This is a genomic window from Candidatus Poriferisocius sp., from assembly GCF_965208355.1.
In the GTDB taxonomy this organism is placed as follows: domain Bacteria; phylum Actinomycetota; class Acidimicrobiia; order Acidimicrobiales; family Bin134; genus Poriferisocius.
The window spans coordinates 83906-106178 of the sequence record NZ_CBDBOM010000002.1; the positions used below are offsets into that span (position 1 = coordinate 83906).

The 22273-nt window shown below is 62.8% G+C and carries 26 protein-coding genes and 2 tRNA genes; 17 read left to right on the top strand and 11 right to left on the bottom strand.

The window, feature by feature from the left end; all coding sequences use genetic code 11:
* The first annotated feature begins 9 nt into the window (after positions 1-9).
* The 6 genes from gyrA (at position 10) to ACOGXH_RS00510 (ending at position 4687) form a co-directional block, all read left to right on the top strand.
* The gene (gyrA, locus tag ACOGXH_RS00485; RefSeq protein ID WP_419927154.1) at positions 10-2478 is read left to right on the top strand and encodes a DNA gyrase subunit A; all 2469 of its coding nucleotides are present in this window, start codon (positions 10-12) and stop codon (positions 2476-2478) included.
* Between the two features lie 49 nt (positions 2479-2527).
* On the top strand, positions 2528-2896 hold the full coding sequence (locus ACOGXH_RS00490) for a hypothetical protein (RefSeq protein ID WP_419927155.1): 369 nt from the start codon (positions 2528-2530) through the stop codon (positions 2894-2896).
* Entirely contained in the window at positions 2872-3405 is a 534-nt protein-coding gene (locus ACOGXH_RS00495; RefSeq protein WP_419927156.1) for a DUF3566 domain-containing protein, read from the top strand. Before ACOGXH_RS00490 ends, ACOGXH_RS00495 begins: the two co-directional genes overlap by 25 nt.
* 22 nt (positions 3406-3427) lie before the next feature.
* Positions 3428-3501 (top strand) — tRNA-Ile (locus ACOGXH_RS00500).
* A 54-nt stretch (positions 3502-3555) separates the two neighbouring features.
* On the top strand, positions 3556-3687 hold the full coding sequence (locus ACOGXH_RS00505) for a hypothetical protein (protein ID WP_419927157.1): 132 nt from the start codon (positions 3556-3558) through the stop codon (positions 3685-3687).
* A gap of 25 nt (positions 3688-3712) precedes the next feature.
* Positions 3713-4687 (top strand): NAD(P)-binding domain-containing protein, encoded by a 975-nt coding sequence (locus tag ACOGXH_RS00510; RefSeq protein WP_419927158.1) that lies wholly within the window; start codon positions 3713-3715, stop codon positions 4685-4687.
* A 113-nt stretch (positions 4688-4800) separates the two neighbouring features.
* On the opposite strand, the gene ACOGXH_RS00515 is transcribed toward ACOGXH_RS00510, so the two are convergent.
* The 7 genes from ACOGXH_RS00515 to pheA all read right to left on the bottom strand — a co-directional run bounded on the left by ACOGXH_RS00515 (position 4801) and on the right by pheA (position 10933).
* Complete coding sequence (locus ACOGXH_RS00515; RefSeq protein ID WP_419927159.1) at positions 4801-5586, bottom strand: inositol monophosphatase family protein; 786 nt, start codon at positions 5584-5586, stop codon at positions 4801-4803.
* On the bottom strand, positions 5583-6815 hold the full coding sequence (locus ACOGXH_RS00520; protein ID WP_419927160.1) for a CaiB/BaiF CoA transferase family protein: 1233 nt from the start codon (positions 6813-6815) through the stop codon (positions 5583-5585). The genes ACOGXH_RS00515 and ACOGXH_RS00520 overlap by 4 nt, the downstream gene beginning before the upstream one ends.
* Entirely contained in the window at positions 6812-7525 is a 714-nt protein-coding gene (locus ACOGXH_RS00525) for an SDR family NAD(P)-dependent oxidoreductase (RefSeq protein ID WP_419927161.1), read from the bottom strand. Before ACOGXH_RS00525 ends, ACOGXH_RS00520 begins: the two co-directional genes overlap by 4 nt.
* Positions 7526-7539: 14 nt before the next feature.
* On the bottom strand, positions 7540-8025 hold the full coding sequence (locus ACOGXH_RS00530; protein WP_419927162.1) for a MaoC family dehydratase: 486 nt from the start codon (positions 8023-8025) through the stop codon (positions 7540-7542).
* Between the two features lie 9 nt (positions 8026-8034).
* Positions 8035-8670, bottom strand: a complete 636-nt coding sequence (locus ACOGXH_RS00535) for a TetR/AcrR family transcriptional regulator (protein WP_419927163.1) — start codon at positions 8668-8670, stop codon at positions 8035-8037.
* Between the two features lie 27 nt (positions 8671-8697).
* Positions 8698-9918: an LLM class flavin-dependent oxidoreductase gene (locus ACOGXH_RS00540; protein WP_419927164.1), complete on the bottom strand. Its 1221-nt coding sequence runs from the start codon at positions 9916-9918 to the stop codon at positions 8698-8700.
* 70 nt (positions 9919-9988) lie between these two features.
* Positions 9989-10933 carry a prephenate dehydratase gene (gene pheA / locus ACOGXH_RS00545; protein WP_419927165.1) on the bottom strand — a complete coding sequence of 315 codons (945 nt, stop codon included), beginning with the start codon at positions 10931-10933 and terminating at the stop codon, positions 9989-9991.
* Positions 10934-11014: 81 nt separating this feature from the next.
* On the opposite strand from pheA, the gene larB reads away from it, so the two are divergent.
* From larB to ACOGXH_RS00575, 6 genes are all read left to right on the top strand, one after another.
* Positions 11015-11800, top strand: a complete 786-nt coding sequence (gene larB, locus ACOGXH_RS00550) for a nickel pincer cofactor biosynthesis protein LarB (RefSeq protein ID WP_419927166.1) — start codon at positions 11015-11017, stop codon at positions 11798-11800.
* Positions 11793-12980 carry a nickel pincer cofactor biosynthesis protein LarC gene (gene larC / locus ACOGXH_RS00555; protein ID WP_419927167.1) on the top strand — a complete coding sequence of 396 codons (1188 nt, stop codon included), beginning with the start codon at positions 11793-11795 and terminating at the stop codon, positions 12978-12980. The genes larB and larC overlap by 8 nt, the downstream gene beginning before the upstream one ends.
* 180 nt (positions 12981-13160) lie before the next feature.
* Positions 13161-13877, top strand: coding sequence for an MBL fold metallo-hydrolase (locus ACOGXH_RS00560; protein WP_419927168.1), 717 nt, complete (start codon positions 13161-13163; stop codon positions 13875-13877).
* A 5-nt stretch (positions 13878-13882) separates the two neighbouring features.
* The gene (locus ACOGXH_RS00565) at positions 13883-14251 is read left to right on the top strand and encodes a hypothetical protein (RefSeq protein ID WP_419927169.1); all 369 of its coding nucleotides are present in this window, start codon (positions 13883-13885) and stop codon (positions 14249-14251) included.
* Entirely contained in the window at positions 14248-14421 is a 174-nt protein-coding gene (locus ACOGXH_RS00570) for a hypothetical protein (protein WP_419927170.1), read from the top strand. Before ACOGXH_RS00565 ends, ACOGXH_RS00570 begins: the two co-directional genes overlap by 4 nt.
* Positions 14422-14472: 51 nt before the next feature.
* Positions 14473-14751 carry a hypothetical protein gene (locus tag ACOGXH_RS00575; protein ID WP_419927171.1) on the top strand — a complete coding sequence of 93 codons (279 nt, stop codon included), beginning with the start codon at positions 14473-14475 and terminating at the stop codon, positions 14749-14751.
* A gap of 8 nt (positions 14752-14759) precedes the next feature.
* On the opposite strand, the gene ACOGXH_RS00580 is transcribed toward ACOGXH_RS00575, so the two are convergent.
* Positions 14760-14843, bottom strand: a tRNA-Leu gene (locus ACOGXH_RS00580).
* Positions 14844-14986: 143 nt separating this feature from the next.
* Between ACOGXH_RS00580 and ACOGXH_RS00585 the strand changes: the two genes are divergently transcribed.
* Together ACOGXH_RS00585 and pknB are read left to right on the top strand one after the other, a co-directional pair.
* On the top strand, positions 14987-15784 hold the full coding sequence (locus ACOGXH_RS00585) for a PP2C family protein-serine/threonine phosphatase (protein ID WP_419927172.1): 798 nt from the start codon (positions 14987-14989) through the stop codon (positions 15782-15784).
* Positions 15785-15817: 33 nt separating this feature from the next.
* On the top strand, positions 15818-18187 hold the full coding sequence (gene pknB / locus ACOGXH_RS00590) for a Stk1 family PASTA domain-containing Ser/Thr kinase (protein ID WP_419927173.1): 2370 nt from the start codon (positions 15818-15820) through the stop codon (positions 18185-18187).
* Here pknB and ACOGXH_RS00595 read toward each other — a convergent pair.
* Positions 18184-18771, bottom strand: a complete 588-nt coding sequence (locus ACOGXH_RS00595; RefSeq protein ID WP_419927174.1) for an anthranilate synthase component II — start codon at positions 18769-18771, stop codon at positions 18184-18186. The genes pknB and ACOGXH_RS00595 overlap by 4 nt on opposite strands.
* Positions 18772-18837: 66 nt before the next feature.
* On the opposite strand from ACOGXH_RS00595, the gene ACOGXH_RS00600 reads away from it, so the two are divergent.
* Positions 18838-19113 carry a cell division protein CrgA gene (locus ACOGXH_RS00600; protein ID WP_419927175.1) on the top strand — a complete coding sequence of 92 codons (276 nt, stop codon included), beginning with the start codon at positions 18838-18840 and terminating at the stop codon, positions 19111-19113.
* A gap of 90 nt (positions 19114-19203) precedes the next feature.
* Here ACOGXH_RS00600 and ACOGXH_RS00605 read toward each other — a convergent pair whose 3' ends face one another.
* Complete coding sequence (locus ACOGXH_RS00605) at positions 19204-19461, bottom strand: hypothetical protein (protein ID WP_419927176.1); 258 nt, start codon at positions 19459-19461, stop codon at positions 19204-19206.
* Between the two features lie 34 nt (positions 19462-19495).
* On the opposite strand from ACOGXH_RS00605, the gene ACOGXH_RS00610 reads away from it, so the two are divergent.
* Positions 19496-20008 carry a DoxX family protein gene (locus tag ACOGXH_RS00610; RefSeq protein WP_419927177.1) on the top strand — a complete coding sequence of 171 codons (513 nt, stop codon included), beginning with the start codon at positions 19496-19498 and terminating at the stop codon, positions 20006-20008.
* A gap of 3 nt (positions 20009-20011) precedes the next feature.
* Positions 20012-21079: an Ldh family oxidoreductase gene (locus ACOGXH_RS00615; protein ID WP_419927178.1), complete on the top strand. Its 1068-nt coding sequence runs from the start codon at positions 20012-20014 to the stop codon at positions 21077-21079.
* Between the two features lie 2 nt (positions 21080-21081).
* Here the strand turns inward: ACOGXH_RS00615 and ACOGXH_RS00620 are convergent, their stop codons facing one another.
* Positions 21082-22248, bottom strand: coding sequence for a zinc-dependent alcohol dehydrogenase (locus ACOGXH_RS00620; RefSeq protein ID WP_419927179.1), 1167 nt, complete (start codon positions 22246-22248; stop codon positions 21082-21084).
* Between the last annotated feature and the right edge of the window lie 25 nt (positions 22249-22273).

Consider the following 22273-nt stretch of genomic DNA (forward strand, 5'->3'; position numbering starts at 1 on the left):
AGGGATCCTGTGTCCGACGAGCCTGACATCTTGCCTGAGCCAGAGGAGGCGCCAGGCGGCGCGATCCAGGACATTGACATCCAGACTGAGATGGAGCAGTCATTCTTGGACTACGCCATGTCGGTTATCACCGCTCGGGCACTTCCCGATGTGCGAGATGGTCTCAAGCCAGTCCACCGTCGCATCCTCTGGGGAATGTACGACCAGGGGACCCGGCCCAACCGTCCCTATGTGAAATGCGCTCGGGTGGTGGGAGATGTGATGGGCAAGTACCACCCCCACGGCGACCAGGCGATCTACGACGCCCTGGTGCGCCTCGGCCAGGGTTTCTCACTGCGGCACCCGCTCATCGACCCCCATGGCAATTTTGGGTCTCCCAACGATCCGCCCGCGGCCATGAGATACACCGAGTGCCGTCTCGACGAATTGGCCATGAGGCTATTGGACGGTATCGACGAGCAGACCGTCGATTTCACCGACAATTTCGACTCCACTGAGCAGGAGCCGGAGGTGCTGCCATCGCGGTTCCCAAACCTGTTGGTGAACGGCAGTCAGGGCATTGCGGTGGGTATGGCCACCAACATCCCGCCCCACAATCTGGGCGAGGTGATCGACGCAGTCAACCATCTGCTGGAAAACCCCGAGGCCACCGACGAGAGTCTGATGGAATTTGTCAAGGGTCCGGACTTTCCCACCCGTGGCTGCATCATGGGCCTCCAGGGCATCCGCGACGCCTATACCAGCGGTCAAGGGGCCATAAAGGTGCGGGCCTCAGCGGAGATTGTGGAGGGCGACTCCAAGACCAGGATCGTGGTTACCGAGATTCCCTACCAGACCAGTGCCGAGATCATTGAGGAGAAAGTAGCCGACTTGGTAAATCGCCAGGTGGTCGACGGCATCCGCCAGATACACAACGAGTCGGCCAAGGGCCAGACCAGGCTGGTATTCGAGTTGAAGAAGGACGCTTCGGCGCTGGTAGTGCTCAATAACCTCTACAAGCACTCCCCGTTGCAAACCACATTCACGGTGAACATGGTGGCGCTGGCCGACGGAGTGCCCCGGACGATGACGCTGCGCGACTGCCTGGCCGCCTACGCCCGCCACCAGCAGGAAGTGGTGAGCCGCCGGACGCAGTTCCGCTTGGACGAGGCCCAGCGACGGGAACACATCCTCGAGGGCCTGGTGCGGGCGGTGGACATGATCGACGAGATCATTGCTGCCATACGGGCATCAGAGAACCGGGCTGCCGCCCGGGCCACGCTGATGGGCGAGCACTTCGAGTTCAGCGAGATTCAGGCCAACCACATTCTGGACCTTCCGTTGGGCCGGCTCACCCAGCTCGGCCGCCAGGAGCTGAACAACGAGCTGGCCGAGAAGCGGGCGCTCATTGTGGAGTTAGAGGCCATTCTGGCTGACGACGCCAAGCTGCGGGCCGTAATCCGAGAAGAACTGTTGGAGGTGCGGGAGGCCTACGCCACCGACCGGCGTACGCTGATAACGGCCGACGACGGCGAGATCGACATCGAGGCCCTCATCGACGATGAGGACTTGATGTTCAGCTTGAGCGCGGCCGGGTACGTCAAGACGGTGACTCCCGACGAGTTCAAGACTCAGGGTAGAGGCGGCAAAGGTGTTATTGGCGCCAATCTGAAGGACGGCGACTACATCGCCTCACTCATCCATACCACCGCCCACGCCTACCTGATGTTCTTCACCAACATGGGTCGGGTGTATCGCATCAAAGTCCACGAGGTTCCCCGAACCAGCCGAACCGCCCGGGGCATGGCCATCGTGAACTTGTTGCATCTGGCTCCCGACGAGACCGTCTCCGCAGTGATCGACACCCGGGACTACGAGACGATGCGATACCTGCTGTTCGTGACCCGCCGGGGAGTTGTGAAACGCACCCGGTTCTTGGAATATGACAAGACCCGTACCAAGGGGCTGATCGCCATCAACCTGAGAGAGGGCGATGAGCTGGTTCGGGTGCTCCCGACCAGGGGAAACGACGACATCTGTTTGGTGAGCGCATCTGGCCAGCTCATGCGGTTTTCGGAGGACGAGGTCCGGGCAATGGGACGGCAAGCAGCCGGTGTGTGGGGAATGAGGTTGCGAGGCGAGGACGTAGTGGTGGCCGCCAGTGCGGTGCAACCCGGCGACGAGATGCTGCTGGTTACCGACCAGGGATTCGGAAAGCGGATGCCGCTCGACGAGTTTCGGGCTAAGCACCGCGGTGGCATGGGTATGCGGGCCATGAGGATGATGGACGGCCGAGGCACGATGGTGGCCGCACGGGTAGTGGCCCCAGACGACGAGGTATTCGTGGTGGCGTCCAACGGGGTGACCATCCGAATTCCGGTTTCATCGGTCTCGGTGAAGGGGCGGCAGGCCTCAGGAGTGCGGGTGATGAGCTTGTCCGAAGATCAATTGGTGGCTGCGGTGGCACCGGTCTTGTCCAGCTCGGAAGACGAGGACTAGTTTCCCACTCGCCGAAACTTCCCCCCAGACATGACAGCGGAGAGACGCGATGGACGAGCGGGGATCGATCTCGGTGTTGGGCGTAGGTATTTTGGCGGTGATCGGAATGGCAATCCTGCTGCTGGGACAGCTTGGTGCTGACGCGGTCCGCCGGGCCCGGGCAACCGCGGTCGCCGATGCAGTGGCGATGGCCGCGGCAGCCGACCCACAGGCTGCTACAACGACGGCGACGGCCAACCGGGCCACGCTGGTTTCGATGGTGCAAGAGGGCTTCGAGACCGAGGTGGTAGTGCGCCGCGACGGCGCGCTGGCGACAGCCAGAGCGGAGCTACTCCCAGTGGGATGGTGGCGGTGCCAGTCATTTGCGACCAGCGATCCCTTACACTTCGGGGCGTGTCCATCGACCCCGGTCGGGTGAGCGACCCATCTGCCGCGCCGTTGCCCAGCCAGGCAGTGGCGCGCCAGCCGGTCAAGGTGACCCCGAGGGAGTACCGGCGGGCAGTGCGATTGCAGGCGCGCAAGGTGCGCCGGGTGATCCGCCACATAGAGCCGTGGTCCGTGCTGAAGATCTCGTTGATCTTCTACCTGTGCCTTTGGGTGATCGTGATGTTGGCCGGCGTGATGCTGTGGAGCATTGCGGTGGGATCGGGCACCGTGGACGACACCGAGTCGTTCATTGAGGAGCTGTTCGCACTGCAAGAGTTCAAATTCAACGCCAGCCAGATATTCCGCGGGTTTGCCATAGGCGGGTTGGTGTTGGTGGTGGCGGGCACGTTCTTCAATGTTCTGCTGTGTGTGCTGTTCAACCTCATCAGTGATCTGACCGGTGGAATGAGGGTCACGGTCATTGAAGAGGAGACAGCCCGGCAGCGGCCCCGGACCCGGCCTCGCCGATTTCGTTGGCCTGCCTGGAATCCCCGAAAGTAAGCTCTCCCCTCGGTTTGGCCTTGGGGCTATAGCTCAGTCGGTTAGAGCGCACCCCTGATAAGGGTGAGGTCGCTGGTTCGAATCCAGCTAGCCCCACGTTGCAGGTATTCCCTGGTTGCACCGTTGAGGGAGTTCGTTAGGATGGGTGTCGTGAAGATTCTGCGAAGAGCGCTGGTTGCTCTGGCAGGGGCGGCCGCCATTGCCGCCATCTTGCGTGCTCGGGGAACTGGGGGCGTACCGCCTCAGTCGGGCGGCTGGCGCCAGATCAGCGGCAGCAACTGATTCCGAACTGCTCCATCTGAGCCGCATGGACATACTGGTTGTCGGCGCGGGCGTGGTCGGCGCCGGAGTGGTGAAGCAGTTGGCCAATTCGCCATCCAGCTCCGTCAGCCGGGTTGCAGTGATTGACCAAAATCCAGATCGAGCCTGGCACTTGGCCGAGAAATATGGGCCTCCGGTGACTGAGGGGAGCTTGGAGGATCCCGCCGATGTGGTGATCTTGGCCACCGCTTCAGGCAGTCAGGCCAGACTGGCTCGTCGGCTCCTCGGCCATGGGCGGGTGGTGTTGGCCACATCTGACTCGGTTGCCGATGTGAGACGGATGCTGGGTATGAACGGCGCGGTTCGACAACAGAATTCGCTGGTAATTGCCGGGGTGGGCATGGCACCCGGATTGAGCGATGTGCTTGCGGTGAGAGCAGCCGCGGAATTCGACCGAGTTACCGAGGTGCACGTCGCCAAATTCGGCACTGGGGGGCCGGCGTGCGCCCGCCAGCATCACCGGGCCCTGAGTTCTTTGGCTTTGGAATGGCGAGGTGGCTGGAAGCAACGGCCGGGTGGTTCGGGGCGAGAGCTTTGCTGGTTCCCAAGTCCGGTGGACGCCGCAGATTGCTATCGGGCGGCTCTGCCCGACCCGATGCTGCTGGTTCGGAAGTTCAGCAGGGCAGATCGCATTACAGCCCGTATGGCGGCCACTCGTAGGGATCGGTTTTCCTCCTGGCTGCCGATGCTGCGGCCGCCGCATCCGGAGGGGAAGCTGGGTGCGGTCCGAGTAGAGGTTCGGGGGCAGCGTGATGATGCTTGGGCCGGGCGGATTCTGGGGGCTTCAGGGGCGCCAGGATTTGTAGCGGCAGCTGTTGTGGTGAGCGCTCTTGAGTTGATTGGGGCGGGGAAGGTGTCCGGGTCTGGAGTTGTGGGGCTTTCTGAGGTTGTTGATGCGGTTGAGTTCTTGGATCTGGTAGCTGGGCATGGGGTGGTGTCGGAGGAGTTTTTGGGGGCTTAACACAAAGCAAAGTTGGCGTGGTGGCGGGTCCTGTCACCTCCGGCGGCCTGGCCGGCGGAGCGGCCAGGTCCACCTGCGGCGCCACCCCCCACCACGCCTACCCCATATCACCCTCACTCATTGTTTTGCAGGAGGGTTCTTAGTTCTTCGTGGAAGTTTCCGTTGGTGGCCAGCCAGTCGCCGGCGGATGCGGTGTCGGTGCCGTTCCATTGGCTGACTCGGCCTCCGGCTTCGGGAACAATCACCAGCATGGGAGCTATGTCCCAGACGTTGAGACCCGGGTCGATCATGGCCTCAGTCCGGCCGGTGGCGACCAGCACGTAGCCGTAGCCGTCTCCCCAAGTGCGCATGCGGGCACCGGTCTGGCGTACTCGGTCGAATGCACCGTCGGGCCACCACTCGAAGCCGGAGGCACACAGATAAGACCGGCTCAAGTCAGCTTGCGAGCTCACCTGGCAGCGTCGGCCGTTGTGGTAGCAGCCCAGGCCTCGGCCGGCCCACACCGCCTCGTCGAGGCCGGGGACGGCCGCGACGCCGATGGCGGGGCCTTCCTGGTCGATCATGGCCAACAACGTGGTGAAGAGGGGTACACCGCGGACAAAGCTCCGGGTGCCGTCGATGGGATCAATGATCCAAGTCCTCCCCGACGTACCCTGCTCTTCAGGGAACTCTTCGCCGATCACCGCGTCGTCGGGGAATCTCTTAGCCAGGTTCTCCCGAAGAAACGCCTCCGCGGCCTTGTCGGCTTCGGTCACCGGCGAGCCGTCGTCCTTGCGGTGCACCGAGAGTTCATGATCGTTGAACCAGCGCAGCGTTAGGTGACCGGCTTCGCGGGTCAGCTCGACGGCTTCATTCAGCAGCTCGGTGGCCACTGAGTCGGCCGAGCTGGATTCGGTCATCCGAATATGCCCTGCTCCCGCAGCGCCGACAACCGGTCATCGCCCAAGCCCAGAACCTCGCTCAACACTTCTTCGGTGTGCTGGCCGACGGTGGGGGCGTGGGTGGGCACGGGGAGTTCCTCGTCGAAGAACTTGACCGGGAGAGGGAGCTGTTCGCAGCCCACCTGCTCGGTGGTGAACAGCGGCAGACGGTCTTGGAACTGCGGGTCGTCGACCACATTCTTGGCGTTGTTCACCGGGGCGATAGGGGTGTTCACCCGATCGCCGAACTCCAGCCACTCAGCGCTGGTCTTGGTGCGGAAGATGTCCCGCAATTCCCGCTGCATTTCCAGATTGCCCCGGGCGTGGTCGGCGTACTTTGATCCCGGCCAGCGGTCAAAGAGGTCCATGCGATCGAGGGCCTCGCAGAAGTTGCGCCAGAAAGCCTGCTCGGAGGCCATGAACAGCACATGGCCGTCGGAGGACTCGTACATCTGGTAGCGGACACCCTCCCACATGCCGGCCAGACCGGGGGCCCGACGCTCGTAGTCGTCGGAAGGGTTGCCGGTGACCTCGTCTTCTGGCCGCTCGTAGGCCTTCCACGTCTCAATGCGGTACCAGTCCATGTAAGCGGCGCCGTCAGATTGGGCCAGTTCGAGTTGGCAACCTTCGCCAGTCTCCCGGGCCCGTATGATGCCGGCCAATAGGGCGAAGGCACCGATGAGTGGGGCGATGTTGATGCCGATGTTGGGCATTTCCGGAATGCGACAGAAGCCTTCATCGTCGTAAGCGGGAGGGATGAGCCCAGCCCAAGTGTCGTAGGCGATGCCGTGGCTGGGCATGTCCTTGTAGGGGCCGGTCATGCCGTAGCCGCTGATGGTGGCGAACACGATCCGGGGATTCACCTCTTTGAGCTGCTCGTAGCCCAAGCCCCGTCGCTCCAGGGCGCCGGGCCGCATGGCCTCCACCACGGCGTCGGCGTTGCGGGCGAGCTCCAGGTACAGCTCCACACCCTCGGGCTCGCGCAGATTGAGCACGACGCTCTTCTTGCCCCGGTGGGTGTGCAGATGAAGCAGCGACACCCCGTTGACAATGGGCCAAGTCATTTGACGGATGTAGTCGCCCTGGGGAGGCTCCACCTTGATGACATCGGCGCCGAGGTCGGACAAGAACGTGGTCAAAAACCCTGGTCCGAGCAACGAGCTCTCAATAATTCGAAGGCCGCCGAGGGGCGGTGTTGCGTGGCTCATGTCATTGTCCCTCCGTCAACTCTGAGGACGATCCCATTGCAGTAACTGGCGTCGTCGCTGGCCAAGAAGGCGAATGCAGCGGCCAGTTCCGAAGCCTGGCCTGGGCGATCGAAGGGCATGATGCGGGCCATGAGGGTGAGATCTACATCCTCCGGAGGGGTGAATTGGACCCCGATTGCTGTCTCCACCCCGCCCGGAGCGATGCAGTTGACCCGTACGCCCGATCGCCCGTTGGTGATTGCCATGGTTTGGGTGAGGGCGATGACACCGCCTTTGGAGGCGGAGTAAGCGGAGCTCCACGGCTGGGCGTGAGTGCCGGCAGTTGAGGCGGTGTTCACAATGCAGCCCTGCGATTCGAGCAAGTGGGGCAAACAGGCTTGGGACATGAAGTAAGTGCCGGTGAGGTTCACCCCGATAACCCGATTCCATGCTTCGAGAGTCTCGCCTTCGTCGCTGGCGAAATGACCAATCCCGGCGATGTTGCACAGCACGTCGATTCGGCCATAGGCGTCCACCACTTGGCTGACTGCGGGGGCAATGGCTTCCAGATCAAGCAGGTCAAGCTTTATGGCCATGTCCACGTCGTCGACCGGGTCTCGGTCGATGCCCACCACGGTTGCGCCCTCGGCCCGCAGCCGGGCCGCAGTGGCTTGTCCGATGCCAGACGCCGCCCCAGTGACAATGACGACTTTGTTCTCAAGTCGGTTCATGCCCAAAGCATGGCCTATTGCGGCGGTTGACAATGCATCAAGCCAGTGCGAACGGCCCGGCAAACCAGGGTTTCTGAGCCCACGGTGTAGGCCCGGTGCTCGAAAGTGACAATTCCCTGGGTGGGGCGGGATGCAGACGGGCGGGCGTCCAGCACCTCGGTCTCCACTCGGATGGTGTCGCCGGCGAACACGGGGGCCCCGAACGAGACCTCCTTGAAGCCCAGATTGGCCACGGTGGTGCCCATGGTTGTCTCGTGAACGCTGATGCCCACAGTCAACCCCAGAGTGAGCAGGGAGTTGACCAGCGGTTTGCCGAATTCTGTGCTCGAGGCGAAGTCGGCGTCGAGGTGGATAGGCGCTGGATTCATGGTCATGGTGGTGAAGGCCACGTTGTCGGCCTCGGTGATGGTGCGGCGGATGGCGTGGTGGATGACCAATCCCGGGGTGAGTTCTTCAAACCACAGGCCGGTGAGGGGTCGCTCGCTCAAATTGTCGGGCACAGAAGAAAGCTACCGGACTGGTGTCGCAACGAGAGCGGCGCGAGCCGGTGCCTCGATGATCCCAGTCAGCATGTCCACCAGGTTGGCGGCGTACACGTCTTCATCGGTGTCCAGGGGATCGCCCGCCTCGATGCGGCGAGCCCGCTCAGCCAGCGAGGCGGTCATCAGCTGGATCATGGCCAGTACCCGCTCGTCTCGTTGGGCCTTGTCGCCAGCCAGAGCCCGACCACGCAGCAGGCGCAAGATGGCGTTGAGGTTGGCCGGGACGTGGGTGGGGTCGAGATCCCAGCGGGCGAACTCGGCGCTGAGCTGAGCCACGATCCTCAGATAACACCGCCCGCTCGAAGTGGACAAACGACGGGTGAGAGGTCGGATCAGAGCTTCGATGAGCGCCGGTGTCCCGTCGTCGCCTTCCTCGGCCCACACCTGACCCCGCTCCTGGTCGATGGGTTCGCCGTGATCTCGCAGAATGGCGTCGAGCACGCCTTGGCGAGAGCCGAAATGATAGGAGAGCGCCGAACTGTTCCGCTGACCAGCCGCGGCCACGATGTCCTGCACCCGTACCCGCCAGATGCCCTGGTCGGCGAATAGCCGCTCGGCTTCGGCGATCAGTCGGCTTCGGGTTTCGGTGGCGTCGCGCGGCATGGCCGCTCGCTCCTCGGTCTAAGTGGCCTAGTTGCCGTGTCCCAGGGGCAACAGCGCGGTCTCGGGAATGAGCTCCACGTCGATGCCTTCAGGCAGCGGGAACTGGAAGTCGGAGTAGCGGCGCTGGGCGGTAGCCCGGTAGCGGTCGGTGGAATGAACCGGATCGGGGTCGTACTCGGGGATGACCTTGGTGCCAAATACCTCGAGCATCTCGTCGATCTCGTCGTGTTCCATGCCCTCGCCAGGGAGGCCGAATACCACCTGATCGCAGCCCACCGTCTGATAGCGGGCCACCTGCTCGCACACCTCTTCAGGGTTGCCGCACAGCATGTAGCCGCCGGCAATGGCGCCGTCGAGCATCTCGTCGGTCCATTCGATCTGCGTGGGCGCCGACGGCCAAGTGATGGCGTCGGGTGACTTGGGCATGGTGTCGTGGTAGAGGTTCACCATGGTGACCAGGTAGCCTCGGCCCTTGGACTTGGCGATTTCCCGGGCCCGCTCTCGGTCCTCGAGGCAGATGACCGCGTTGGTCATCATCACGTTGTCGTTCTTGAACTGGCCGATCTGCTCCACCGGGCTGTCGATGGCCTCCTTGTAGGCGTCGATGCGACCCTTGAGGTTGAAGATGGGCTCGAAGTTGAAGGCAATGGCGCCGATGCCCAGCGAGCCGGCCTTGGCGAACGTGGGTGGGTTGCCGCACGCCACCCAAATGGGGGGGTGGCCGTTGCCGTAGGGCTTGGGCAGCACGTTGTGGGGCTTGGGCACCGAGAAGTGCTCGCCCTCGAAGCAGTAGTCGCGCTGCTCCCACATGCGGGGTATCTCGCGAATGACCTCATCCCACATCGACTTGGTCTCCGGCGGCGTGAGCCCTCCAAAAGTGGCCACTTCGTGGCTACCCGCTCCTCGCCCGGTCCCGAACTCGAAGCGGTTCTCAGTGATGTGGTCGAGCATGGCGGCCCGTTCGGCAATGCGAACCGGGTGCTCTTTGGCGGTGGGCAGGCTGGTGATGCCGGTTGAGAGATGAATGCGGTCGGTCTTGGCCGCGACATAGCCCATGACCGGGGCCGGCGCCGACATGTGGCTGTATTCGGTAAGGCAGTGGTGCTCGCCGAACCAGACGTACTTCCAGTTGTACTTGTCGGCGGTGATGGCGTAGTGGGCCTCTCGCATCAAAGCGGTGTGTTCTGCCTCGGTGTCGTGGGCTGCTGGCCCGGGGATGTAGCCGTTGACGAAAATGCCGAATTCCATGATCTCCTGCGCGTCCTTGGGGGAAAGTGGTCGGCAACAGTTCTAATGGAAGCTATTAGAACCTGTCAAATCAATCGGAATCCACCTGGCCGCGCAATTCTTCAATCCAGTCTTGGGCTTCGGTCCACGCAGTAGAAGCATTGCTGTTCTGCTCTTCGCTGCCCCTGGTGGTGGGGTAGGAGCCGAGAAACTTCACCTCGCCGTGCTTGGCCACGATGCTGGTGAGGCAGTCGGCTACCAGCTGGTCGGCGACGTGACCTTCGAGATCGATCAGGAAGCAGTAGTCGCCCAGGGCCTTCTTGGTAGGCCGAGACTCCAGTTTGGTGAGGTTGATGGAACGGGCCGCGAATTCAGCGAGGATGCCCATCAGAGACCCCGACCGGTCGGCGCGCTGGAAGACCACGATGGAGGTCTTATCGTTGCCGGAGGGGGCGGGCACGCCGGATTTCGACACGGCGACGAAGCGAGTCTGGTTTTCGGGATGGTCCTCGATGTCGGTGGCAATCAACTCGAGTCCGTAGATTTCTTGGGACAAAGCGGTGCCGATGGCCGCGGTGGCGACGTCTTGAGAGATAGCCAGATCGCGGGCCGCCGCCGCGGTGGAGTTGGCCGCTATTTCTTCGGCGTGGGGCAGGTTGTCAATTAGGTACCGCCGGCACTGAGCGGTGGCCACGGGAAAGCTGATAACCCGCTGGATTTTGTCCATGGAGGCGCCAGAAATTCCCAGGAGGTGAAGGCGGACATCTATGACCACCTCTCGCTGTATCAGCAGATCGTGCTCGAAGATCAGCGCATCGAGGGCGACATTTACGGTGCCCTCTATGGAGTTCTCGATGGCGGTGAACCCCAATTCGACGCGGCCGGCTGCGGCCGCTTCGAGCACTTCGGGGATTGATCGGCAGAGCAAGTGTTCGACTTCAGCCAGGTCGGGTTGGGTGAGGAGTGCCTCTTCGGTAAATGTGCCCGGTGGCCCCAGATAGGCCACATTGCACTCAGAACGGGCAGAGGAAGTCACAAAGGGGCAGGATAGCGGTCTGCTTCAATGCGGTCGTTGTGAGAAAATTCGGGGGCCAGTTGAAGATGATGGGATATCGAGGTGGATGAAGCCTTTCTTCGCCAATTGATGGCCGACGTAAACGACGGAGTGATTTCAGCTGACGACGCGGTTCGGCAGTTGCGGCGATTGCCGTTTGCTGATTTGGGATTTGCCCGAGTGGACCATCATCGCAGCCTTCGCCAGGGGCTGGCCGAGGTTGTATATGGACCGGGGAAAACGCCCGACCAGTGCGCGGCCATCGTGAAGGAGTTGCTCGACCAACCGGGTGGCCCGGTGCTGTTGACCCGGGCGTCAGCTGAGCAGGCGGCGACCTCGCTGCGCATCAATCCTCACGGGGAACGCTACGACGCCACGGTGGTTTGGAGACCAGCTCCCCCCAGATCCGAGCGGGTGGTGCTGGCAGCCGCGGGCACAGCCGATCTCCCAGTGGCCGACGAATGCGGGGTGGTGCTGGCGGCTCACGGCCTGGCCCCGCAACGGTTGAACGACGTCGGGGTGGCTGGCCTTCATCGGATTCTCAAAGAGGTCGACTCGCTGGCGGAAGCCGACGCCGTGGTGGTAGTCGCTGGCATGGAAGGCGCTTTGGCCTCGGTTGTGGGCGGGCTCACAATGGCGCCAGTGGTGGCGGTGCCCACCAGCGCTGGCTACGGCTCCTCGCTCGAAGGAATTACGCCGTTATTGGCCATGCTGTCTTCGTGTGCTGCCGGGGTGACCGTGGTGGGAGTGGACAATGGATTTGGAGCAGCCTGCGGGGTGCTGCGTTTGCTCAAATCAAGAGAGCGGGCAGCAACAGAGGCTGAATTGAGCGGGGCTAGCGATGGCTGAGCCGGCGCAGGTCGCTTGGTTTCACTGCTTCAGCGGAATTGCTGGCGACATGGCGCTGGGGGCGCTCATCGATGCTGGGGCCGATGTTGCTGAAGTGCGGGAGATGTGCGAATTACTGCCCCTGGGCGGGTGGGATCTGCAAGCCCATCCCGCTCAGCGAGGGGGCATTGCGGCCACCGATGTGCGGGTGATCACCCAGGAGACGTCGGTGGTGCGTACGGCCAGCCACATCAACGCACTCATTGGGGAGGCACGGTTGCCCGACCGGGTGGCCGACCGGGCACTAGCGATATTCGACGCCCTGGCCCGGGCCGAGGGCAAGCTGCATCGTCGACCACCAGAGCAGGTCCATTTTCACGAGGTGGGTGGGTTGGACGCCATCATCGACGTGGTGGGCACCTGCGCCGCGTTGGAGGTATTGGGGATCGACGAGGTTTACTCCAGTGCAGTGGCCTGTGGACGGGGAATGATCCGCAGCGCCCACGGGCGGCTGCCCAATCCGCCCCCTGCGGTGGTGGAATTGCTAGTGGGATGCCCGACGTTTGGCTTGGATGTGGGTTTGGAGCTGACCACACCCACCGGGGCGGCGATTCTTTCGGCGCTGGCGGAAGGCTGGGGGTCCATGCCCCCGATGACGATATCGGCCAGCGGGTTCGGCGCGGGTGACAACCAACTGGAGGACCGTCCCAACCTGACCCAGGTGGTGGTGGGGACGATGGCGGCGTCTCGCCCCGCGGGCCAGCCGGTGATGCTGTTTGAGACCAACGTGGATGACGCCACCGGGGAGACGCTGGCTCACACGGTGGCGTCGCTGTTGGAAGCTGGGGCGCATGATGCTTGGATCACGCCGATAGTGATGAAGAAGGGGCGGCCGGCTTACACAGTGAGTGCGTTAGCCGATCCCGCAGTGGGCGATCAGGTGGCAGCCACGCTGGCGGAGGAGACGGGCACACTGGGGGTGCGGGGGCAGTTGATCGAACGTTGGCCTCGGGAACGTCTTGAGCATGAAGTAAATGTGGATGGGCGACGGGTTCGGGTCAAGGTGAGTGCGGGGCGCGTGAAGGTAGAGCACGATGAGGCGGTGAGGGCTTCGAAGCTGCTGGGATTGCCGGCTCGGGAGGTTGTGTCGTTGGCTGAGCAGGCATGGCGGCGGCAGGGAGATGATGAGCCGGTGGCTTGAGGCATACCACCCTCCGGTGGTCGGCGGGTCCTGTCGCACTACGGCGGCTTGGCGTGCTTCGCGTGCGCCAAGTCCGCCTCCGGCGCCACCCCCCGACCACCTAGGTTGAGAGTCTCCCCCTGATTTGTTTTGGGGAATGGGCGGCGGGTCCAAGACCCGCCGCAACCTATGCTTCAGAAGGTGAGTGACGACCGGTTGTACTTTCGGCAGTTGTTGTCGGGGCGGGATTTGGCTGTGGGCGACATGATGGCCCGGCAGATGGTGAACTTTGTCTATCTGATCGGGGATCGCGAAACCGGGGAAGCGGTGGTGGTGGATCCGGCTTACGATCCGAAGGGAATTGTGGATCTGGTCGAGGCTGATGGCATGCAGCTGACGGGGGTGTTGGCCACGCATTATCACCCCGATCACGTAGGTGGGTCGATGATGCAGTTTTCTATCTCGGGGGTGGCCGAGCTGTTGGATCTAGTGTCGGTTCCGGTGCATGTGCAGGCTGACGAGGCCCGCTATGTCACCATGACCACCGGGATCGGAGAAGACGATCTGTGTCGGCACGAAAGCGGTGATGTGTTGTCGGTGGGGGAGGTGGACATCGAGATGATCCACACCCCGGGCCACACTCCCGGGAGTCAGTGCTTCTTGACCAACGGGCGTCTGGTGGCTGGCGACACGCTGTTCTTGGAAGGGTGCGGGAGGACTGACCTGCCAGGAAGCGATCCGGCAGCAATGTATGAGAGCCTCACCCAGCGCCTGGCTCGGGTTCCCGACAGCGCCACGCTGTATCCGGGCCACCTGTACTCGCCCCTGCCGTCGGCTTCGATGGGTGAGACCCGGCGCACCAACTATGTGTTCATGCCCCGCTCGGCCGAGCAGTGGCTGGCCATGTTCGGGGGCTAATCGAGATGGGCTCTTCGTCGACCGACAATCCCCTGGCCGCGTTGGACCCCCTTGTGGCCGACCCGCTGGATGAGTTGGTGCAAGCCCTTGATGATGTGGGGCTGGATCAAGGACTGCGGGAGCTTTGTGCTGCCCGCGTTGAGCAGATGGTCGGGGGTGGGGAGTCAGCTGCGTCTCCCCAAGACGACCGAGAGAGGGTCGTGTTGGCGTTCACCGAGCAATACGTGCTGGATGCCCACGGGGTGACCGATGAACTGTGCGCCGAGTTGAACCTGCATCTGTCGGCCCCCGAATTGGCTGCGCTCACCACGGCTATTGCCACCTTCGAGGCCCTGGCTCGCAGCCGGGCCGTGCTGAAAGGAGTAATGAAATGACTAGGATCGCCATTCCCGAGGGCGGAATGTCGCTTTTCGATCATCAGCCCGAGCTGTTCGCGGTGTTCAACCGCTTCTACGGCACGCTGTGGAGTGAAGGGCAACTTGACCAGGCCACCAAAGAGGTGGGCCGGCTTCGCAATGCCCGGGTCAACGACTGCAACATTTGAAAGAACCTCCGCTTCGCAGGTGCGAAGCAGCAGGGGCTCACCGAAGAACTGGTGGAGCAGATAAGAGATGACTACGCCGACAGCAACCTGCCGTATCGATTGAAGCTGGCCTTGCGGATGGCCGACGCAGTGATCTCCGACCCAACGGGGCTGAGCGAGGCAGATCAGAAAGCGTTGAGCGAAGAATTCACCCCAGCCGAGTTGGCTGAGTTGGCCCTGACAGTGGCCATGGCTGCCGGATTTTCCAAAGCGGCCATTGCCTGGGGCCCGCCTCCGGTCATCCCGGTGACCGAAGTCCCCACCCCCACCCCCGATGGGACGGTGGGCTGAGCCCAGGGTGCGCGAGGGGGGACTTGAACCCCCACGTCCTTGCGGACACAGGAACCTGAATCCTGCGCGTCTGCCAATTCCGCCACTCGCGCTGGTTGTCGGGGTGGTCAGCGTACAAGACCAGCAATCAGATCGATAACCAAGATTGACCCGAAGTACGTAGCCGAATGCCAATTTTGACGGATGCTGGTTATAGTCCTGCGCAAAGTGGGGGCACCACGGTCATGGAACTCTGATGATCCGGCTAAAGGCGGGACAAGCCACCGATAGAGGCCGACGTCGAGAGAAAAACGAAGACTCGATGCTGGTTGAAGGAGAGCTCTTCGCGGTCGCTGACGGGTTGGGGGGTCACCAAGGCGGAGAAGTGGCTTCGGCCTTGGCGATAGAAGTGCTGGCTGCCCACATAGAGACCGAAGTCAAGGCTCGGACCGGAGATCGCCGCCGCCACTTGTTCACCCGTCGAACGAGCGAGTCGCCGGCCCCCACGCTCGATGAGCTGGTGGATGCGGTGGATCGGGCAAACGAAGAGATCTTGGCCAAATCCACGTCGAGCCCCGAACTGGAGGGGATGGGTACGACATTGTGCGCGTTGGCAGTGGTTGAGCACGAGCACAGCCAGGCGTTGGCGGTGATCAACGTCGGCGACTCTCGGGTGTACCGCTGCGACGACAGCGGGTTCCACCAACTCACTGAGGACCATACTGTGGTGCAGGAGATGGTCAAGGCCGGGATCCTCACCCGCCAGGAAGCGGAAGTCCACACCTACCGGCATCATCTGAGCCGAGCCCTAGGCATTGAGCCAAAGGTGGTGGTGGACGACTGGATTCTGGAGCCGGTCAGCGGCCATCGCTATCTGCTTTGCTCTGACGGTCTGACCAACGAAGTAGCCGATCGGGACATCCATGCAATCCTGCTGCAATTCGAGTCGCCGGCAGAGGCAGCCGATGCATTGGTGAGCCAGGCCTTGCAGCATGGTGGAAGCGACAACGTAACGGTGGTGATCGTGGACGTGGTCGACGTCGGCCTACCATAAAACGAGCAGGTCAAGAAGTACGCTGTTGTCGCCATGGCAGACAACGGTCAGGAGCTTTTGGGCGGTCGATACCAGCTGCGAAGCCAAATTGCTCGCGGCGGCATGACCGACGTCTTTTTGGGGCATGACACTCTTTTGTCGCGGCCCGTGGCCATCAAGCGTTTGTTCCCCGAATTCGCTGCTGATCCGAGCTTCGTAGAGCGGTTCCGGCGGGAGGCGACTGCGGCCGCCAACCTCAACCACTCCAACATTGTGGCGGTATATGACTGGGGCTCGGCCGAAGGCACGTATTACATCGTTATGGAGTACATCGAGGGCCATAGCTTGGCCGAGCTATTGCGCTCGGATGGTCCCTTGCCGCCTGAACATGCCGCAGAAATCGCCTTGTCGGTGGCTGCGGCATTGGGATTTGCCCATAACAACGGGGTCATCCACCGTGATGTGAAACCGGGAAACGTGTTGCTGTCGCCTGACGGCAAGGTGAAGGTCACCGACTTCGGGATTGCCATTGCCGCATTCGGAGGAGCGGAGTCGAACCTCACCCAGACCGGCTCAGTGATGGGAACGGCCACCTACTTCTCCCCGGAACAAGCTCAGGGGCAATCCCTGGATCACCGAAGCGATCTGTATTCGCTGGGGGTCGTGCTATACGAGATGCTCTGCGGTCGGCCCCCCTTTACCGGCGACAGCTCGGTGGCGGTGGCCTACAAGCACGTCCAGCAGGCAGTGCCCGCTCCCTCATCGTTGGGAGTCGTGCTGCCGGAGTCGCTCGAGGCCATCACCATGAAGTTGCTGGCCAAGAACCCGGGGCAGCGGTATCCGACTGCCCGAGACCTCCAGCGGGACTTGCGGCGATATCGAGAGGGCCGTCATCAACTCTCAGCCCGCAATCAGCCGGATGAAGCCCCGCCCGCAGCCCCATCCCCTTCGGCCAAGCCAGTAGAGCAGTCCGCGGGTGCCCAGCAAGCTTCCCCATCGCCCGCCTCCGGCGGGCCGCCTCAGCCCCCAGCCGACCAGCCTCCGGCCCCCCAGCCGCCATCCCCGCAGCCTGCGGCACCGGTAACGGTGTTGGAGCCCTCGTCGCGTGCCGGTTTGTACACCGCGGCCGCGGTGATATTCATCGCAGTGGCCGTGCTGGTGTTCTTTGTGTTGTCGAACGTCCTGGACAACGGCGATGACGTTGCCCCACCGGCAGTGACCGTTACCCCCGTCCCCCTAATTTCGGTGCCCGAGGTGGTGGGGCTGTCCAGCCAAGCGGCCATCCGTGAGCTTCGGGCTGCCGGATTCGTGGTCAGCCAAGTCTTCGAGGCCAGCGAGACGGTGGCAGCCAACGAAGTGATCTCTCAGGCCCCGGCGGCGCTGGCTGAGATGGAACAGGGCGGCGAAATCGAAATCACGGTGAGCTCAGGAGCGGTTCCGGTGGCGGTACCCGGCATTGTGGGCCAGAACGCCAACGACGCCGCCCGCTTCTTGCAAGACCGAGGTTTTGCAACGGAATTGCGAGTGGAGACCGGATCTACCGCACCGGCTGGACAAGTGCTGCGCCAAGAACCTGCCCCGGGAAGCGAAGTGGCACCAGGCAGCACAGTGGTGCTTCATGTGGCGGAGGGGATTCAGCCCGTGCAAGTCCCCGATGTGAAGGGAATGACCTTGCTGCAAGCCACCCAGGTCCTGGCCCAGGCCGGGCTGGCGGTTACCGACGAACCCACCATGGAGCCTTCTCAGGAAGTGGAGGAAGGCCTGGTTATCGGCACTGAGCCCGGGCCGCCCGTATTGCTGCTGCCCGACACCCCGATCACTATTGTGGTTTCCACTGGTCCGGAGTACGTGGTGGTGCCCAGTCTGATAGGGCTGAACCCGGAAACAGCCGCGCAGCGGTTGACCGACCTGGAATTGGTACTGATCCAACCGGTTCCCGAGTGCGATTTCCCCAATGATGCCGAGCAGTTGGTTGGTCGAATCATGGGTCAGGTCCCGACCGCCGATGAAGAGCACCCACTGGGGACAGAGGTGAACGCGTGTCTGGGACAGCAGATATCGGCAATACAGCCCCCGGCGACCATCGGGCCGGGGCCCACAAGCGGCCCAGTCGAAGTGCACACTCCCCGCCAAACTGAGGCCAGAAACGCGGCTTCGGAGGTGAATGTGAGGTCCATTGCCGCGGCAAGCCAACCAGGTGCATTGGGCAGTATCGCCAACTGGAACGCTTTGTCTAGCAGGTTCCAATCAGAGTGCGGAGCGTTGGCTGCGACCTACTCCGATATCCCGGGATTCTACGCGGAATGGAACCTGGAACCCCCGTATCCCATGCCGGCTGTGGCGGCGAATGCCGCCAACTGGGCCGAAGGGATTGATGGCGACACGCCCGGCGTGGACGATGGCTGCGCGGTATCCTGGAACTAGCGAATGACAGCAGTCTGGTTCAGAAAGTTGGACAGCATGTCGTGGCCAGAAGCGGTCAGGATCGACTCGGGGTGGAATTGCACCCCCTCAACCGGATGATCGCGGTGGCGTAGCCCCATCACTAGCCCGTCGTCGGTCTCCGCGGTGATGGCCAAGACATCGGGCACCGAGGACCGCTCCACAATCAGTGAGTGATAGCGGGTGGCCTCGATGGGATTGGGAAGCCCGGCAAAAACTCCCTCCCCGGTGTGGTGGATGACCGACGTCTTGCCGTGCATGACTTGGGGGGCTCGAATCACCTGCCCGCCAAAGGCTTCGCCGAGGCACTGCAATCCGAGGCATACGCCAAGCACTGGTCGCACGCCGCAGAACTCCCGGATGAGGGCATTGCTCAGCCCGGCATCGGAGGGGCGTCCCGGCCCAGGGCTGATGAGGACGCCGTCGGGGTCCAAATCGAGGGCTTCCTCCAGGGAGAGGGCATCGTGGCGAAAGACGATCGGTTCAGCCCCTAATTCACCCAGGTACTGAACCAAGTTGTAGACGAAAGAGTCGTAGTTGTCGATCACCAGAATTCTGGAACTCACGGATGTCAACGATATCTGGGACCGCTGACCACGAGTGCCGGATAATTCGGCGTCTATCCTTGGTCCATGGCCAAGCCGACTAAGCGCAGAGTGCAGGGCGGGCGGGTAACGCCCCGGGGTACCCGGCCCGAGAATGAGGCCGCGCCCCGGGTGCCGGTCTCCGCGGAGAAGATCAGCCCAATCTGGGTGCCGGTGTTGATGGTCACCTTGTTGGCGCTGGGCGCCATCGTGATCGTGCTCAACTACGTGGCGCTTCTGCCCGGCGACACCAACAACTGGTACTTGCTGACCGGTCTCGGACTACTGCTAGCGGGAATGCTGGTCGCCACCCAGTGGCATTAACAACCTGGCTGCCTTCTAGTTACCAGCTTGTAGTTTGTGCCCAGATTTGTTCACAGCCTGTGGATAACTAATGGTGCGCTTGAAAGGCGGCTATTCGTCGATGGGGGCGAGCAAATCCATGTCGTCACCGCAGTGGCGAGGGGGCTCGGGGTCTTCTTCAGTGGCGACGGTCATGCGTACTTCGGCGTAGCAGATTGAGCACCGGTAGGTGATTTTGACCCTGCGCAGTTCACCGGGAGGCGGCGGAGGGGGAAGGGGCTGGCGAATCATCAACAGCACGCCAATGCCCACCCGGATGAGGATCATCCCGGCAAGGGTGGCAATGAGCACGCTTAGCCACAGGGGCACCTATTCAGAGTAGACGTGCCAGTACTGTGGGCCCATGGACGAGATGAATTTGGCAATGCTGCTGTTGCGGGTAGGCATCGGGCTCACCTTCGCCGCCCACGGGTACGGCAAGATCTTTCAGGGCGGACGAATCCCCGGTACCGCTGGCTGGTTCGACAGCATGGGGATGAAACCGGGCAAACTGCATGCCTGGTTGGCAGCGCTCACCGAGATCAGCACTGGGTTGTTGCTGGCATTGGGATTCCTCACCCCGCTGGCGGCCGCCGGAATGGTCGGGGTCATGGTGGTGGCCGCCTGGACTGTGCACCGCCACAACGGATTCATGATCGTGCGGGAAGGATGGGAGTACACCTTCGTGCTGGCTCTAGTTGCCGTGACGGTGGCCACCTTGGGCCCCATGGAGTGGTCGGTGGACAACGCCCTGGGAATCGATGACGACTGGGACGGTTACGTTGGCCTGGCCATCGCCGCGGGAGGCGGCGTGCTGGCGGGGTTGACTCAGCTCGCCATGTTCTACCGCCCTCCAAAGCCTGAGCAAGCCAGCTGAACGGTGAGCGATACCAGTGTGGTCCTGTTGGACCACAGCGATTTGCGTCGATACGAGATGCACATTCTGGAGGGACTGGGGGTTCCCTCCGATCAGGCAGAGATCGTCGTAGACAACCTGGTGGAAGCCGACTTGCGGGGCGTGGACTCCCATGGCGCCCACCTGATTGAGCTGTACGTGGATCGGCTGCGATCGGGCCATCTGCGCCCGGTCACCGAAGTGGAGGTTGTGCGTGACGACGGTGCCACGGTGATGATGGATGGCGGTATCGGATTCGGGCAGGTGTCAGGGATGGCGGCCATGGAACTCGCCGTCGAGCGGGCCAAAGCCCATGGGGTAGCGGCCGTTTCTGTTCGGGAGGGCACCCATTTGGGGGCGTTGGCCTACTACACACTTCCCGCCGCCGAGGCTGGCTGTTTCGCCATGGCAGTGCAAAACGGCCCGGCCATCGTCCCTCCCTATGGAGGTCGGACGGGCATCTTCTCCACCAATCCATTCTCCTGGGCGGTTCCCGCGGGGGAAGAGCTGCCGGTGGTCTACGACATCGCCACAACCGCGGTGGCCGGGAACAAGATCCTGCTGGCCAAGAAGCGAGGCGACCCAACCATTCCCGAGGGATGGGCCAACGACGAGTTGGGTCGCCCCACCACGGACACCGCCACCGCGTCGGCTCAGAATTTGTGCTGGTTTGGGGGCTACAAGGGATTTGGCATAGCCCTGATGGTGGAGGTGCTCTCGGGCATTGTCGCCGGAAGCAGCTTCGGCCACACAGAGCAGACCGAGAGCGAGCTGGTTGGCAATCGCCGGTTGGCCAAAGGCTGGATGTTCTTGACCCTGGACTTGGAGCGATTTTGCGGATTGGACCGATTTCGGGAGCAGATGGACCAGCTCATTAGGGATGTTCACAACACCGAACGAGCCGATGGGGTGGACCGGATCTATGTGCCTGGCGAAATCGAGCACGAGAACCGGGCCGAACGCCTGGTTTCAGGGATCCCGCTGCCGGTGGCGCTGGTGGAGGAGATCAGCGCCATAGGGGCAGACTTCGGCCTGCCCCCATTGGGTTCTTGAATTCAGCTGTCTTGCTCGAAGACAACCTTGATGGCGCCTCGAGAGCCGGCCTCCGCGGCGTGGGCGATGGCTTCCCGATAACGGTGCAGGGGATAGCGGGCGGAGACCAACTGTTCCAGATTGGCTGAGGCCACCAAGTCGAAGGCCATCTCGAAGCTGGTCGCCGTCCTTCCGCCGTGGAGGAATTCCGTTCCGTAGGTGTAGGCGCCCACCATTTCGGTCTCGCGATGCCACAGCCCCGTCAGGTCGATGCGGGCCGATTCCGGCATCCCCAACAGCACCACTCGCCCTCGAGGCCGGGTGATGGCAATGGCATCGGCTACTGATCCGGGATTGCCCACGGCGTCAATCGTGATGTCCACGCCACCCGACAGGTAGTCGCCAAGCATCCGACAGCCGCAGAATCTCCGCGCAGCCCGGCGCACTTCACGGGGGTCGACCACGATATCGGCGCCTAGGGCAGCGGCCAGATCCCGCTGGTGGGGGTATTTGGCGGTGGTGATAACCGTTCCGGCTTCCGTCAGCGACCGCAGGGCGGCCAGCGAGCACAATCCCATCGTTCCCGCTCCCAGCACCGCCACCGAGTCCCCCGGTTGGACTTGGGCCTTGAGGGCAGCGTGAACACCGCCGGCTGCGGGTTCCAGCATTACTGCTGCTTCATCGGTGAAGTTGTCGGGGACCCGATGAAGCTGGCTCTGATGGGCGACCAGCGCTTCTCCCCAACCGCCGCCTGTGCTGGAGCAGAAGCCGATCTGGATGCCGTCCTTGATGGCGCCCCCGAGCAGATAGCCGTAGTCCTCCCCGTCGCCGGGGGCAGCACCGGGGAAGGGGAGAGGCTCGTCTCGAGCCGCCGGTCCCAGAACCGGTTCGAGTGCCAGTCGGCGGCCGTCATCGTCGACTCCTACCACCTCATGGCCGGGCACGAACGGGAACGACACCAGCGGCTCGAAGTACCGGGAGGACCGGCCCTCCACCGTGGCTAAGTCTGAGCCGCAAATGCCAGTCAGCCGGGGTCGAATCGTATGCCAATCCGGTCCGGGCAGTTCCGGCGGGTCGATATCGCGCAATCGCAAGGGTCCAACGCCGCCCCCCGCGCCGGGCACTACTCGCGAAGCGGCCGCGGCGGCCACATAGCGGACGGGCTTTCGCTCGAAGACCAGAGCCTCCATTCGATCAGTCTTGCCGTGAGTTCAA

Coding starts and splice junctions, on each gene's coding strand:
- ACOGXH_RS00490 (WP_419927155.1), top strand. CDS start 2,528: ATGGACGAGCGGGGATCGATCTCGGTGTTGGGCGTAGGTATTTTGGCG.
- ACOGXH_RS00510 (WP_419927158.1), top strand. CDS start 3,713: ATGGACATACTGGTTGTCGGCGCGGGCGTGGTCGGCGCCGGAGTGGTG.
- ACOGXH_RS00515 (WP_419927159.1), bottom strand. CDS start 5,586: ATGACCGAATCCAGCTCGGCCGACTCAGTGGCCACCGAGCTGCTGAAT.
- ACOGXH_RS00520 (WP_419927160.1), bottom strand. CDS start 6,815: ATGAGCCACGCAACACCGCCCCTCGGCGGCCTTCGAATTATTGAGAGC.
- ACOGXH_RS00525 (WP_419927161.1), bottom strand. CDS start 7,525: ATGAACCGACTTGAGAACAAAGTCGTCATTGTCACTGGGGCGGCGTCT.
- ACOGXH_RS00535 (WP_419927163.1), bottom strand. CDS start 8,670: ATGCCGCGCGACGCCACCGAAACCCGAAGCCGACTGATCGCCGAAGCC.
- ACOGXH_RS00540 (WP_419927164.1), bottom strand. CDS start 9,918: ATGGAATTCGGCATTTTCGTCAACGGCTACATCCCCGGGCCAGCAGCC.
- larC (WP_419927167.1), top strand. CDS start 11,793: ATGGCTGAGCCGGCGCAGGTCGCTTGGTTTCACTGCTTCAGCGGAATT.
- ACOGXH_RS00565 (WP_419927169.1), top strand. CDS start 13,883: ATGGGCTCTTCGTCGACCGACAATCCCCTGGCCGCGTTGGACCCCCTT.
- ACOGXH_RS00570 (WP_419927170.1), top strand. CDS start 14,248: ATGACTAGGATCGCCATTCCCGAGGGCGGAATGTCGCTTTTCGATCAT.
- ACOGXH_RS00585 (WP_419927172.1), top strand. CDS start 14,987: ATGATCCGGCTAAAGGCGGGACAAGCCACCGATAGAGGCCGACGTCGA.
- pknB (WP_419927173.1), top strand. CDS start 15,818: ATGGCAGACAACGGTCAGGAGCTTTTGGGCGGTCGATACCAGCTGCGA.
- ACOGXH_RS00600 (WP_419927175.1), top strand. CDS start 18,838: ATGGCCAAGCCGACTAAGCGCAGAGTGCAGGGCGGGCGGGTAACGCCC.
- ACOGXH_RS00610 (WP_419927177.1), top strand. CDS start 19,496: ATGGACGAGATGAATTTGGCAATGCTGCTGTTGCGGGTAGGCATCGGG.
- ACOGXH_RS00620 (WP_419927179.1), bottom strand. CDS start 22,248: ATGGAGGCTCTGGTCTTCGAGCGAAAGCCCGTCCGCTATGTGGCCGCC.